General features: G+C 63.7%; 1 protein-coding gene. It reads left to right on the top strand.

Translation table 11 applies throughout. The annotated features are described in order from the left end of the window. Nucleotides 1–93: 93 nt before the first annotated feature. The gene (locus XB14_RS25865) at nt 94–14,625 is read left to right on the top strand and encodes a hemagglutinin repeat-containing protein (protein ID WP_179119673.1); all 14,532 of its coding nucleotides are present in this window, start codon (nt 94–96) and stop codon (nt 14,623–14,625) included.

Here is a 14,625-nt window from a genome sequence, read left to right as displayed (position 1 = left end):
ATTCTTCCCGGCGCAAGCCGGCAGAAGCTTGCTGACGCCGGCCGCGTAGCGGGCGTCAGTCGAGATCCGGTACGTTTCATGAGCAGGTGCACAATGGACAAGATGATTGCGCATATTGAGATCGGTCCCCAACGGCGTCCGTGGGCAGGCTCGTTCTTGAAGCGCTGCATCTCGATCCTGCTCAGTGCCGTCCTGTTCATGCAGCCGGTACTCGTCAACGCCCAGTCGGTGTCTGCGAGCGCGACGGCACCGGGCTCCAATCAGCCCGGCATCGGAGCTGCGCCAAACGGCGTGCCACTGGTCGACATCGTGACGCCCAACGCCCAGGGGCTCTCGCACAACAAATACGATCGCTTCAATGTCGGCGAACCCGGCCTCATCCTCAACAACCACAATGGCGAGGTTGGCACGTCGCTGCTCGGTGGCGTGACGCCGGGAAACGCCAATCTCAGGCACAGCGGTCCGGCCACCGTTATCCTCAATGAGGTGACAAGCGGCAGCCGCAGCCAGTTGCTTGGTCCGACCGAGGTCTTTGGCGGAAGGGCCGACGTCATCATCGCAAATCCGAACGGAATTACCTGCGATGGCTGCGGTTTCATCAACACGCCCCGGACGACCTTGACGACGGGAACGCCCGATATCGGCGCTGACGGGCGGTTGAACGGCGTTACGGTGCGGGACGGCGACGTTACCATCGGAGCAAAGGGCGGCAACTTCGCCGCGGGCCAGGGCGCGGTCGATCTCTTCGACATCGTCTCGCGATCCATCAGGATCGACGGCCCGGTTCATGCCAAGGATCTCAGGCTTACGGCCGGGCGCAACAAGGTCGGTTATGCCTCGGGCGACATAACCCCGCTGGAGGCAACGACGGGCACGCCCGAATTTGCCATCGATGGTTCGGCGCTCGGTGCCATGCAGGCGGACCGGATCAAGATCGTCGTTACCGAAAAGGGGGCAGGGGTCCGCATGCGCGGCAACATGGCCGCCAATGTCGGCGAGTTGTCGCTTTCCGCGGATGGCAAGATTTCGATCGGCAACGCGTCGGGCGCCGATGGCGTTAAGCTCAATTCCAAAGCGAAGATCGAGGCCGGCAAAGTTACCTCGAAGAAGCGTGTCGTCGCCAAGGCAGATCGCGGGATCACGCTGCAGTCGGTCGCGGCCGACAGCGATATCGAGCTTGCAAGCGGCCTCGGCCTCCTCAGCATCGCGGGCGACGCAAGCACGCTCGGCTCCATCGTGCTGAATTCGTCGGGCGGTGTTTCGATCGATAACCTCGATGTCCGGGATACGTTGTCTGTTCGCAGCGACGCCGGCGACGTCAAGGTGCGCGGCTCGGCCAAGGCCGGGGGTGACATCACCGTGTCGGCAGCATCGGGCGCCCTTTCGGCAGGATCGCTCGTCAGCTTCCGCAATCTTACGCTGCACGCCGGTCTCGATATCGGCATCAGCGGCGAGTTGCTTGCCCAGGGCAACATCAGCGCAGCGGCGCGTAACATCCGATCCAGCACCGTTGTCAGCGGCATCGACCTGAACGCCAGCAGAACCAGCAAAACCTTTCTCGGCGGCACGGGCAACCTGACATTTTCGGCGAATGAGACGATCGAGTCTGCCAGTCTTCTCGCAGCCGGCCACCTCGACGCCACGGCCAATTCCCTCAAGCTCGGCGAGGTCCGGGGACATGGCGCCGTCACGATCGCGGGAGACGTCGATGCTCGCGGCCAAATCCTCGGAGCCGGCGATGTCCTGATCGACGGGCGCACGATCGTCGCCGACACGATTGCCTCCGGCGTCAATTTCGCGGCCAGCACGCAGCCCGGTGCCGGAATATCTCATAGTGCCAGCGGCATTCTCAGTCTTCTTGCGGACACTGGAAACGTCAACGTTCGCGCCCTTACGAGCGCAGGGCAGCTGATTGTCACAGCCGGAGAGCTTTCCTCGCAAGGCATCTCCGCACGAGGCGCAATCGACATCAAGGGCAACGTGACCGTTGGCGGCCAGATACTCGGAGGAGGCGACATCGTCGTCTCCGGGAAGCGTATCGCGGTTGACACACTGGTGTCCGGCGTGGACTTCGCCGGCACCACGGCTGGCGGAAGCATCGCACTGACAGATCGGGGCAGCATCACGATCAACGCGGCGTCTGGCGAGATCCGTGGCGGGACCATGCTCGCTGCCGGCACACTCAAGGCGACGGCCGGCCAGATTGCCGCAAAGGACCTGAGCAGCCGCGGCAATATTGATCTCAGCGGCGACGTGGCCGTCAGCGGCAGGATCTCCGGCACCGGCAACGTGCATATCGATGGCCGTTCGATTGCGGCCACGTCCATTGCGGCGGGCAGTGCCTCGAAGACCGCGGACCTTTCTCTCGTCGCGCGCGACGGATCCATCAAGGCCGACGTGCTCGAAAGCACCGGCAAGTTGACGGTCGATGCGGCGCAGCTTGAGGCTCGCACCATTGCAGGGCGCAGCAATGTCGATGTCATGAGCGGCAACGGAACGGTCGGGCAGTTGTTCGCCGGCAAAAATCTCGGGATCTCAGGCGGAAACTTCACGATCGAGACCTTGATCGCGGGCCTTGATTTTGATCGCACTGATGCTGCCGGTGGCAAGGCAATGCTTGCCGGTGACGGCGGGATCGCCATCAACGCCGCTTCGGGCACGGTCAGAGCCACCACGCTGCTGTCGGCAGCAGACCTCTCCGCAACCGTCGGCGGGCTCGTCGCCGGAACCGTGAAGGTCCATGGCAACATTGAAGTGTCTGGCAACGCCGACGTCTCCAGGGAGATGCTGGCGTCGGGCAACGTTGCCGTTTCCGGCAACTCGATCAAGGCGGGGACCGTCGCATCCGGTGTGGATTTCGCCGCGACGGATGCCGCCGGTGGCGTTCTTTCTCTCCACAGGACCGGAGATCTGACACTGTCGGCCCGCGACAATGTTTCGGCCGACACCGTCCTTGGCGCCGGCCGCATTCAAATCGATACGTCTCGCCTCGACGCACGCGCGATGACAGGGCAAGGCGATGTCCGGATCCATGGAAACGCCGTGGTCCGCGAGCGCCTGCTTGCCGCCGGCAACATTGATGCTATCGGCGACTATCTGACGGCCGGCACGCTGGTCTCCGGCGTCGATCTGGCAAGGACGCGGGCGGGCAACGGAGAGGTCGTGCTCGGGCCGCAAGGCATGATCACGATCATCGCAACCGCGGGCAATGTCGCCGCCGGCACGCTGCTTTCGGCCGGCGATCTCGTCGTGAGCGCGGCGAAAGTTGCTGTCTCGAAGGTCACCGGCCACAAGAACGTCAACCTCGCGGGTGACGTGGAGTCCGACCAGATTCTCGGCGCCGGCGACGTTCGGATTTCTGGCCGCAACGTCAAGGTGGGGACAATCGCCTCAGGCGTGGACTTTGTTGCCACGGAAAATTCCAGCTCGGGCGCAATCGCGCTTTCCGACCGCGGCAACCTGACGATCGATGCGACCTCCGGAAAGATCGAGGCCGGCGCGATCCTGTCGGCAGGCAATTTCACAAGCGGCTCCAATGCGTTGACGGCCAGGCGTGTGAGTGCCCATGGTGCGGTCTCGATCGACGGATCTGCGGTGATCGACGGCTCGGTCCTTGCCAAGGGGAACGTGGCCATCCGCGGCGACAGCGTCAGGGCCGCGGCGATCGTCTCGGGCGTCGATTTTGTCGCAACGAGGCTCGCGCCTTCCGGCAATGTCGTCCTCGGCACGGACGGTGTCCTCACGGTGACAGCGACATCCGGGTCGATCACGGCCGGAGCGCTGCTGTCGGCAGGCGACCTCTCGGCGACGGCAGCAAAGATCAACGCCGGTGAGATCACCGGCCGCAGGGACATCCGCCTGGTCGGCGAGGTCGAAACGAATCAGCTTCTGGCCGGACGCGACATCACGATCGGAGGAAATCGCGTAAAGGCCGGCTCGATCGCATCCGGTGTCGATTTCACGGCGACCGACGCCGGCCGTGGAGCGATCACCCTCTCGGATCGCGGCAGCCTGACGATCGATGCGGCCTCGGGCAGCGTCGAGGCCGGCGCAGTCCTGACCGCGGGTGACTTTGCCAGCCGTTCCGGCACGCTCGCAGCCACAAGCATCACCGCCCACGGTGCCGTCACGATTAACGGCTCCACCGCGATCGACGGTTCGCTTCTCGGTCAGGGCAATGTGTCAATCCGTGGTGATAGCATCCGTGCCGGGGCGATCGCCTCCGGCGTCGACTTCACTGCCACGAAACAATCCGCTTCGGGCAACATCGTGCTCGGACCCGAGGGAACGCTGACGTTTGATGCGAGCTCCGGTCAGGTAACAGCCGGAACTCTGTTGTCGGCCGGCGACCTCTCAGCAACGGCGGGGAAGATCGTTGCCTCGAACGTCACCGGCCGCAAGGACATCCGCCTGACTGGCGAGACCGAGACCAGGCAAATCCTTGGCGGCCGCGACATCGTGATCGGCGGCGGCTTGAAGGCAACGTCGATCGCTTCGGGCGTCGACTTTGCCGCGACCGAGGCTGGAAACGGATCGATTGTGCTTTCCGACCGCGGCAATCTGACGATCGACACGGCTTCCGGCAATGTCGATGCCGGCACTGTGCTAACCGCCGGCGCGTTCGACAACCGGTCGAAAACCTTTGCCGCCAGAAGCGTTACCGCACACGGTGCGGTCTCGATCGACGGTACGACGACCATCGACGGTTCGCTGCTTGGCAAGGCCGGCGTTACGGTCCGGGGTGCCAATGTCACTGCCGGCGCATTTGCGGCCGGCGTCGATTTCGAGGCGACGAAGCGGTCGGCCGCCGGCAATATTGTGCTCGGCGGAGATGGTGCACTGACGGTGACGGCCACGTCCGGCAACGTCACGGCAGGAACGCTGCTTTCGACCGGCGACATGTCGTTGACGGCAACGAAGATTGCGGCGTCGAACATCACTGGCCGCAAGGACATCCGCCTGACCGGCGAGACGGAGGCCAACCAGGTTCTCGGTGGCCGCGACATCGCGATTGCAGGCACGAAGTTGAAGACAACGTCGATCGCCTCCGGCGTCGACTTTGCAGCGACCGAAGCCGGAGGCGGCTCGATCGTACTGTCTGATCGCGGCAACCTGACGATCGATGCGGCGTCCGGCACCGTCAACGCCGGTACTGTTCTGACCGCGGGCGCACTCGACAGCAAATCCACCAGTTTCGCCGCCAGGAGCGTGACAGCGAATGGCGCGGTATCCATCGACGGCGCAACCGCGATTGACGGTTCGCTGCTCGGTGAGGGGGACGTGACGATCCGCGGTGGCGCCATCGCGGCCGGCGCAATCGGCTCCGGCGTTGATTTTGCGGCAACGAAACAGTCGGCCTCCGGCAACATCGTGCTTGGGTCCAAGGGGGCACTGACATTGACGGCGACCTCCGGCAACGTAACGGCAGGGACCCTGCTGTCGGCCGGCGACCTCACGGCGGCGGCCGGCAAGATCGTCGTCGCCAACATAACCGGCCGCAAGGCGATAGGGCTCACCGGCGAGGTGGAAACCAATCAGATCCTCGGTGGCGGCAACATCGCGATTTCCGGCGGCAGGCTCAAGGCAAGCTCGATTGCTTCGGGTGTCGACTTTGCCGCCACCGAAGCCGGAAACGGCTCGATCGCGCTTTCCAGTGGCGGAAACCTGACCATCGATGCCGGTTCGGCAAGGGTCGAGGCCGGCACGGTGCTGGCCGCGGGTTCATTCAATGCCAAGTCCGGCAGTTTCGCCGCCAAGAGCGTGACCGCCCACGGCGCGGTCTCGATCGACGGGACGACGGCCATCGACGGTTCGCTGCTTGGCCAGGGCAACGTCGCGATCCGCGGCGACAGCATTAGCGCTGGCGCGATCGTCTCCGGTGTCGACTTCGCAGCGATCAAGCGTTCAGGCTCGGGCAATATCGTCCTTGCCAACGATGGTGCGCTAACGCTGACGGCCCTCTCGGGGGAGCTGACCACGGGCATGTTGCTGTCGGCCGGCGACCTCGACGTTTCGGCATCTAAAATCGGGGCCAGCAACATCACCGGGCGCAAGGACATCCGCCTGACCGGCGAGACCGAGGCCAGCCAGATCCTCGGCGGCCGAGACATCACGATTGCCGGTTCGAAGGTCAAGGCAGGCTCGATCGCAGTCGGGATCGACTTCGCAGCGACCGGAACGGGCGCGATCGCGCTTGCCGGGCGCGGCAACCTGACGATCCAGGCGCCCTCGGGAAGCGTCGACGCCGGCACGGTGCTGACGGCCGGTTCGCTTGACAGCAAATCCGGTAGCTTTGCCGCCCGGAGCGTGACCGCGAACGGCCCCGTGTCGATCGAAGGCTCCGCTGCGATTGACGGCTCCTTGCTCAGCCAGGGCAACGTGACGATCCGGGGCGGCAGCATCCGTGCCGGTGCGATCGTCTCGGGTGTCGACTTTGCCGCGACCAGGCGTTCGGCTTCCGGCAACATCGTGCTCGGCGCCGACGGTGCGCTGACCCTCGTTGCGACCTCCGGCAATGTGACATCCGGTTCGCTGCTGTCGGCCGGTGATCTCACCTCGACCGCATCAAGGATCGCGGTCACGAACATCACCGGGCGCAAGGACATTCGTCTGACCGGCGAGACCGAAGCGAGCCAGATCCTCGGGGAACGCGATATCGCGATAACCGGCAACCGGGTGAAGGCGACATCGATCGCCGCCGGCGTCGACTTTGCGGCAACCGAAGCCGGCAGAGGCGCCATCGCGCTTTCGGACCGGGGCAACCTGACGATCAACGCGCTCGCTGGGCCGGTCGAAACGGGTTCGATCCTGACGGCTGGCAACTTTACGAGCAATTCTGGCACCTTTGCCGCCAAGAGCGTGACGACACATGGCGCCGTATCGATCGAAGGATCGACCGCCATCGACGGTTCGCTGCTTGCTCGAAACGGCATCACGGTTCGTGGCGGTAGCATCAGCGCCGGCGCGATCGTATCCGGCGTCGATTTCGACGCAACGAAACTCTCCGCCTCGGGCAACATCGTCCTTGGCGCCGGCGGTGCACTGACACTTGTTGCGACCTCCGGCAATGTGACGTCCGGCTCGCTGTTGTCGGCCGGTGACCTTGTCGCGACCGCATCGAAGGTGGCTGTCGCAAGCATCACCGGTCGCAATGACATCCGCCTTACCGGCGAGCTCGAGAGCAACCAGATTCTCGGCGGCCGGGATGTTGCGATTACCGGCAACCGGGTGAAGACAACCGCCATTGCCGCCGGCGTCGATTTTGCGGCAACCGAAACCGGCAACGGCGCGATCGCACTTTCCAATTGGGGCAACCTGACGATCAATGCGATCGCGGGGCCGGTCGAAACCGGCTCGATCCTGACGGCCGGTAACTTTACCAGCAGTTCCGCCACCTTTGCAGCCAACAGCGTCACGGCCCACGGTGCCGTATCGATCGACGGATCCACCGTCATCGACGGTTCGCTTCTCGGTCGAAATACCGTGAGCATTCGCGGCGGTAGCATCAGCGCCGGCGCAATCGTCTCCGGCGTCGACTTTGCGGCCACGAAGCGTTCTCCGTCAGGCAATATCGTGCTTGGCGCCGATGGCGCGCTGACGCTTGGGGCGACCACGGGCAATGTGACGGCGGGAACCTTGCTGTCGGCCGGCGATTTGACCGTCGCAGCCGCAAACAACGTTTCGGCACAGGCGACAAGCCGCCGCAACCTTACGGTCGACGCCAACGGCAGCATCCGGTTGACCGGCCAGACACTTGCCGGTTCCGATATTACGCTACGGGCCGATGCCGTCACCGTCGATACGCTGGTCTCGGGCGTCGATTTCGCCGCCACCGAGGCGTCTTCGAACGGGACGCTTGCGCTGAAGGGGCAAGGTAAGCTGACGCTTGCGGCTTCCTCCGCCGAAGTGACGGCTTCGAGCCTCGTCAGCGCCGGACAGATGGACGTTTCGGCAAACCGGAACGTTTCCTACGGCAGCCTTCAGAGTTTCAGCTCCGCGCGCCTGGCAAGTGCCAATGGCTCGATCAGCTTGGACCGGACGACCCGATCCGCCGGCGACATGACGCTTGTTGCCCGCAGCGTCGATCTCAGCGGCAACCGCGGACGCATCGCGACCGGGGGCACGCTTGTCATCACCGCGGACAATGCCAGCTTTGCCGGCAGTTCCTATACGTTCGGCGGCCTCGACCTCAGGCTGGTCGGCAGGGCAGATTTCTCTAGCGCCTCGATCAACGCGGTCCGCCGGTCGGGTGGTTCCGGCGACATGAAGATCGCGGCCTCGGGCGTCGACCAGAATGTAGCGACGATCCTGCTCGCCGAGCGCGACATCGCGTTGACGCTTGCCCGGCTGGACAATGCCGGGCAAATCGCAGCGGGACGCGATCTTTCGGTCTCGGCCGGCAATGTGAGCAACGGGCCGACCGGTCTTATCTACGCCGGCAACGACATCAATCTTCTTGTCGGCGGCGATACCCTCAATGACCGCGGCGCGATCATGGCCGGCGGCGATCTCACGATTGCCGGTGCTGCGGCAGACCGCAACGGTGCGAGCCTCACCAACATTTCCGGCCTGATCCAGGCCGGCTCCGACGTCTCGATCAGGACCGACCGTCTCGTCAACAGACGTATCGCCAATCCGACCTTTACCCGCGACGTCGCGGTCGCATCGGACGTCAAGACCGGCTTCGAGCTCAATCCCGATGTCGCTGGCAAACCCTACGCGTTCCTCTTCGGGCGCAGCTCCGATGGCCGTGAGCTCTATCCCGGTATCGGGCCTCAGTTCTGGGCGGATTACGAACCGCAGTTGTGGAGCCAGGCCAAGACGGCCGATGGCGGATCCTATCGGGCCTGGACCTGGATATCCGGAAATGGACCGAAATGGGTGGGAGAGATCAGCCGCTGGATTCGCGACCGCGTTCCCAGGGATGCGAACGGTGCGCCGATCTACGGTTCGGACAACCCGTCGCGACACTTCATCGTGCAATATGTCAACCCCGGCGCCGACAGCAGCACGACCTATAGCTGGGACTTTGACGCCAACATCAGCCAGACGATCCATGAGGATCGCATCGTTGATGCCGGCAGCCCACAAGCAATGATCCGGGCAGGTCGTAACCTCGATGTCACGGCAACAAATCTGACGAATTCCTACAGCGCGATCGAAGCGGACGGCAATGCGACACTCAAGGGCACGGCCTTCAGCAACGAGGGGCTGGCACTCAATCGGACTGTGCAGACGACATGCAACGCGCGTGGCGCCTGCGAGGCCTATGACGCCCAGGGAAATCGCGACCCGTCCCGTGACATCGCCGCCGGCACCTCTATCATCTCAAAAGTGGAGACGACCGGTGTCGAAGCGGGAACGGTAAAGGCAGGCGGGCATCTCGACATCAGCGGCTTTGCCACGTTTAGCAACACCGCTGCCGACCGCTCTGTCGCCGGCTCGGCGAAACTGGCGCCGACAACGAAATCAGGCGATCCGCTTGCCGCTCTTGCCGGTCTGACGGCTGGCGGTGCGCTCTTCACGCCGAACGCCGCGCTGCTCGGCGTCGCGCAAGGCGCCGGGCTGACAGCAGGCAGTGGGCCGTCGGCCGCAATCGCGACCGTCACCGCGGCCGCTGGCCCCTCGGCAACGACGACGACACTCACCGCCGGCAGCGGGCTCGTAGCCCCGTCCACGACGCTTGCGGGAGAACGCACGACGGTTACCACAGGGCCGGCGCTTTCGGCCAGTGGAAGTTCAGTCTCCGCCACCTCCGGATTGTCGGCAGATGGCGGCCGCGTCAGTGCGGGGGCTGCGCCAAGCGTGACCGGCGGTGGCATTGCCAACGGGCCGGCCACTACAGTTGCCGGCGGCAACGTTTCCGGGGGCGCTCCGGCCGCCACCGCCGGCACCACGGTTGTCGCCGCAGTTCAGTCCAACACGCCCGGTGCGACGGTTCCCGTCGCGGGCGCCCTTTCCGGCAACCTCAAGGAGGCGCCGCAGGTCGATGTCGACCGGCTCGCAAGCCTTGCCAAACCGGAGTCCGGAGGCTTCGGCGGAACGATCCCCGGCCAGGTCTTCCTTTTCGAAACGCGGGCAGCGTTCCTTGACGTCGGCAAGTTCTACGGCTCGGGCTATTATCTCGACCGCGTCGGCTATCAGCCCGACACCCGCGTGCCGTTCCTCGGCGACGCCTATTTCGAAAACCAGTTGATCGATCGGCAGATCCGGCAGCAGACGGGTCATGGTCTCGGCGGCACCTTCGATCCCGGCAAGGATGCGATCGAGGAAATGAAGCTGTTGCTCGACAACGGCATCGCCTACGTCAAGGAGAACAAGCTTTCGATCGGCGAGCGGCTTTCGCCCGAACAGATCGCGCGGCTCACCCAGTCGTTCGTGCTCTACGAGAAGCAGGTCGTTCAGGGCGTCGAGGTTCTCGCCCCGGTCGTCTATCTCGCCAATGCCGACAAGGAGAAGCTGACGGCGGCCGGCGCGCTGATTGCCGGCAACTCGGTGAACATGGATATCGGCAAGCTCGCCAATTCCGGCGCGATTGCAGCCAAGACCGATCTCACGATCAAGGCAACGGACATCAAGGTCGATGGCGGCAGCATCAAAGCCGGCGGCAACGTTCAGCTGGCCTCGACAGGCGACCTCACCTTTACCGCGCAATCGCTCGATATCGGCGGCATGAATGTTGTCAATCCGAATGCGGCAGTCGTTGCCGGTGGAAATGCGACGCTTCTTGCCAATGATGGACTGAAACTGCAGGGGGCCACGGTCGATGTTGCCGGCAATGTCGGACTTTCGGCGAATACCATCACGCTCGATGCCCTGAAGGTCGACAATGCCGGCTCGCAAAATGCGACCGGCAGCGCAATCAAGGCCGGCGGCAACCTGACGATCGCCGGCAATGCCGACGTCTCGATCATCGGCAGTGGCACGAAAGCCGGCAAGGACCTCACGATCACCTCGCAAGGGTCGGTCAACGTCGTCAGTACAGACGTCACCGGCAAGACCGATGACGGCTACAAGACGGTGATCGCGAAACGCCAGCAGGACGGGCAGCTCGTCTCCGGCGGCTCGACGACCGTCAAGGCCGGCGACGACATCCTCATCTCCGGCTCGTCGATCCGCAGCGGTGCCGACGTCACCCTCAAGGCGGCCGATGACATCAACATCACCGCAGCCCAGGAGACGACGTCGGAACGCTTTGGCAAGAGCCATGTTTCGACCGAACGGCACCAGTCGTCGGAAATCAAGGCGGCGGGTTCGATCACGGCCAATGCCGGTGAGGGAACCGGCGATCACGATCTCAACATCGTCGGCAGCAAGCTGGAGGCGAAGGAGCGCGTCACCCTCAAGGCCGAAGGCGACCTGACGATCGCTGAAGCGCGCAACAGCGAGACCGGAAATTACGTCTGGGACGGCGGCGGCGACAAGACGAAGAGGCATGAAGCCGCGCAAACCTCGGTCGGTTCGTCGGTTTCCGGCGGAGGAGGGGTGTCCACCCGCTCCGGCGGCGACACGCTGGTCTCTGCTTCGGCGCTCGAAGCCGGCACCAAAGACCAAAAGGCGGATCTCTCCGTATCGGCCGGAGGCGATCTGGTCGTCACGTCAGGCAAGGACACTTACGAAAAACACGCGCAGTCGGAGCGCAAGGGTTTTCTCTCGAAGACCAGCGCCTCGGAAGACCGCCAGCACGAAACGACAGTCGCCTCTGAGCTCGGCGCATCCGGCAATGTCACGCTGAACGCCGGCGACGATGTCGCAATCGCCGGCTCGAACATCGATGCCGGTCAGTCCGTGACGATCGAGGGCGACAATGTCGCGATCCTCGGCGCGGAGGAAAAACACGCCGACGCCGAACAGAAGAAGAAGTCCGGCCTCTTTGCCGGTTCGGGCGATGGCTTCATCTCGCTCTGGGGCAAGGAGCAGAAGGACAGCCGGAAAACCTCGACCGAAAATGTCGGCTCTTCGATCACCGCCGGCGAGGACGTCACCGTCAAGGCGCGCGAAGGCGACGTGGCCGTCATCGGCTCGGCCATCGAGGCCGAGCGCGACATCCGGCTGGAGGCCGCCCGCGACGTCACCATCACGCCGGGTGCTGAAAGCTCCTCATCCGAGGAAAAGGAAAAGCGTTCCGGCTTCGGCATCGCCTATTCCTCCGGCAATGGCGGTGCCTCGATCGGTATCGGCTATGGCTCGAAGAAGGACGAAGTCCGCCGGAGCGCCGAGACCAATTCGAGCTCGCACCTTTCTGCGGGCCGCGACATCACCATCAGCGCCGGCCGCGACGCCAACCTGCAGGCAGCCAAGGTCGAGGCCGAACGCGATGTGGCAATCACCGCCCAGCGCGACGTCAACCTACTGTCCGCCCAGGACGGCTCCAATTATGAGGAAGTGCATGAGCAACTCTTCGCCGGCGTGACCCTGTCGGTCTCGACGGGGCTTGTCAGTGCCGCCGAAAGCGTCGGCAACGCCGCCAACAAAATCGGCAACATCTCCGACGGCTATTCGGCTTTCAATGCCGCCTTTGCCTCGCTGAAGGCCTATGACGCGCTGGAAAACATCGTCAAGGGCAATGTCGTCTCGGGATCGCTGACGGTCGGCTTCAACTATTCCAAGGACAAGTTCGCAAACGAAGCCTCCGTTCCGGTCACCACCGATATCCGCGCCGGCCAGTCGGTTACGATCGACGCGGTGTCTGGCGATCTGACCGGCCGTGGCACCCAGATCGCCGCCGGTTACGACGCCGACGGCCTGCCCGTTGTGAGTGACAACGACAAGGCCGGCGACATCGCGCTTTCCGCCGGCAAGGACATCAAGCTCGAAAACGCCGAAGCGTCGAACAACTCCTCGTCGAGCAGCAAGTCGGCCAATGCCGGCATCGGCATCGGCGGCGGCATCGGTCTCAATGGAGTGCCCGGCATTGGCCTGACCGGCAATGTCGGAGCGTCGACCGGCAAGTCGAAATCCGACGGCACGACGGCGGTCAACACACATGTCACCGGCAGCGGCGATGTCACGCTCAAGTCCGGCAACGACACGACGCTGAAGGGCGCCGTGGCTTCCGGCGACACGGTGAAGGCCGATGTCGGCGGCGATCTCGCAATCGTCTCCACACCTGACACCGGCAAGAGCAAGAACAGCTCCGCCTCCGGCGGCTTCAGCCTCGGCGGTGCCCTCGGCTCGTCGCCATCGGTATCGGGTGTCCAAATCGGCGGCGGCAAGGGCTCTGGTTCGACCAACTGGATCTCGGAGCAGTCGGGCCTGGTCTCCGACGGCAAGATGGACGTCACCGTTGGCGGCAACACCCACCTCGGCGCCGGCAAGATCGTCTCGGAAAGCGGCGACCTCAAGCTCTCCACCGATACGCTCACCCATGAAAACTTCGACGGCGCCAAGCAATACGAAGGCTTCAACGCCAATCTCGGCATCGATCTGACGGGTGGTGAAGGCACGTCGGCCAATCCGGTCGGCAACTCGACGCTCGAAGGCAATTACAAGCTCGACGACACCCGACAGGAGGTCAACGCGACCGTCGGCCCGGGAGAGATCGAGGTTCGCAACGAGGAAAGGCAGGCGGCCCTCGAAACGGACGGCACCTCGACCCTGCCGCTCGACGAGCTCAACCGCGATCCCGATCAGGCCTACCAGATCACCAAGGACAAGCATGTCGACGTTGAGGTGTATCTGTCGACCAACAGCCTGAAGGCTGCCATGGAAGCTGGCCAAACGCTCACCGAGGCGGTGGGCAAGGCCTTCGATCGGATGGTAGATGACGGAAAGATGTCGCTTGCCGATTCCGAGGGTGGCAAAAAGCTGCTTGCCTATCAGGACGATCCCAAAGTGCGGGCGGCGCTGGCAAGTTGTGGTCAGCAGAGAAGCGAAACCGAATTCCGTTTGTTCGATTGGCTGATCACGCCAGCCCATGCGGCGATCACATGCTTGATTCCTACTGCGGACGGACCGATCCCCATGACGCCAGAGGGGGCGTTGACCTGCCTTGCGACGTTCGACAATATGGTTTCGGCCGCCACGACGATCGCCAAGCGGGCCGCCGCCCCAACGATTGCCGGTGCGATCTTCTACCTGCTCGATCCGACGACCGCGGGCGCGGCCATCAACCGTACGCAGACGCTTGCCGACGGCACCACAATCCGCATGACCGGCCAGCAGGACGAACGCATGCGCAACGTCGTTGTGACCTTGCCCGGCGGTCAGAATGTGGCGCTGGTCCTTGTCACCACGGAAACCGGTTCCTACGAGTTGATGTCCGGGACAATTGCGGACGCCCCTATGCCCGCATCGATGCTAGGCGACATGGCCAGCCAGCTTTCGGCCGGCGGTGTACAGATTGCGTACAACGAGAAACAGGGAGGCAAGGATTCCGACCAAAAGTATTTTCCCGCCCCATCCAAACCGGAACAGATTACTGGTATTCCCGGCCTGATTCAGGTGAAGTCGCCTACCGACAGGAAGCGTTGGAAGGATAAAGACGGGAACATCTATGAATGGGACTACCAGCATGGTGCATTAGAAAAATACAACAAAAATGGAAAGAAGCATCTAGGCGAGTATGACCCAAAGACGGGCAAGCAGACTAAACCGCCCAAGCCGGGCCGGACCACTCCCAAATAA

The sequence above is a fragment of the Ensifer adhaerens genome (genome assembly GCF_002007205.1).
Lineage (GTDB): Bacteria > Pseudomonadota > Alphaproteobacteria > Rhizobiales > Rhizobiaceae > Ensifer > Ensifer adhaerens_D.
Note: the sequence above shows the minus strand (reverse complement) of the source record. Positions and strands in the feature narration are given on the sequence as shown.

Coding starts and splice junctions, on each gene's coding strand:
- XB14_RS25865 (WP_179119673.1), top strand. CDS start 94: ATGGACAAGATGATTGCGCATATTGAGATCGGTCCCCAACGGCGTCCG.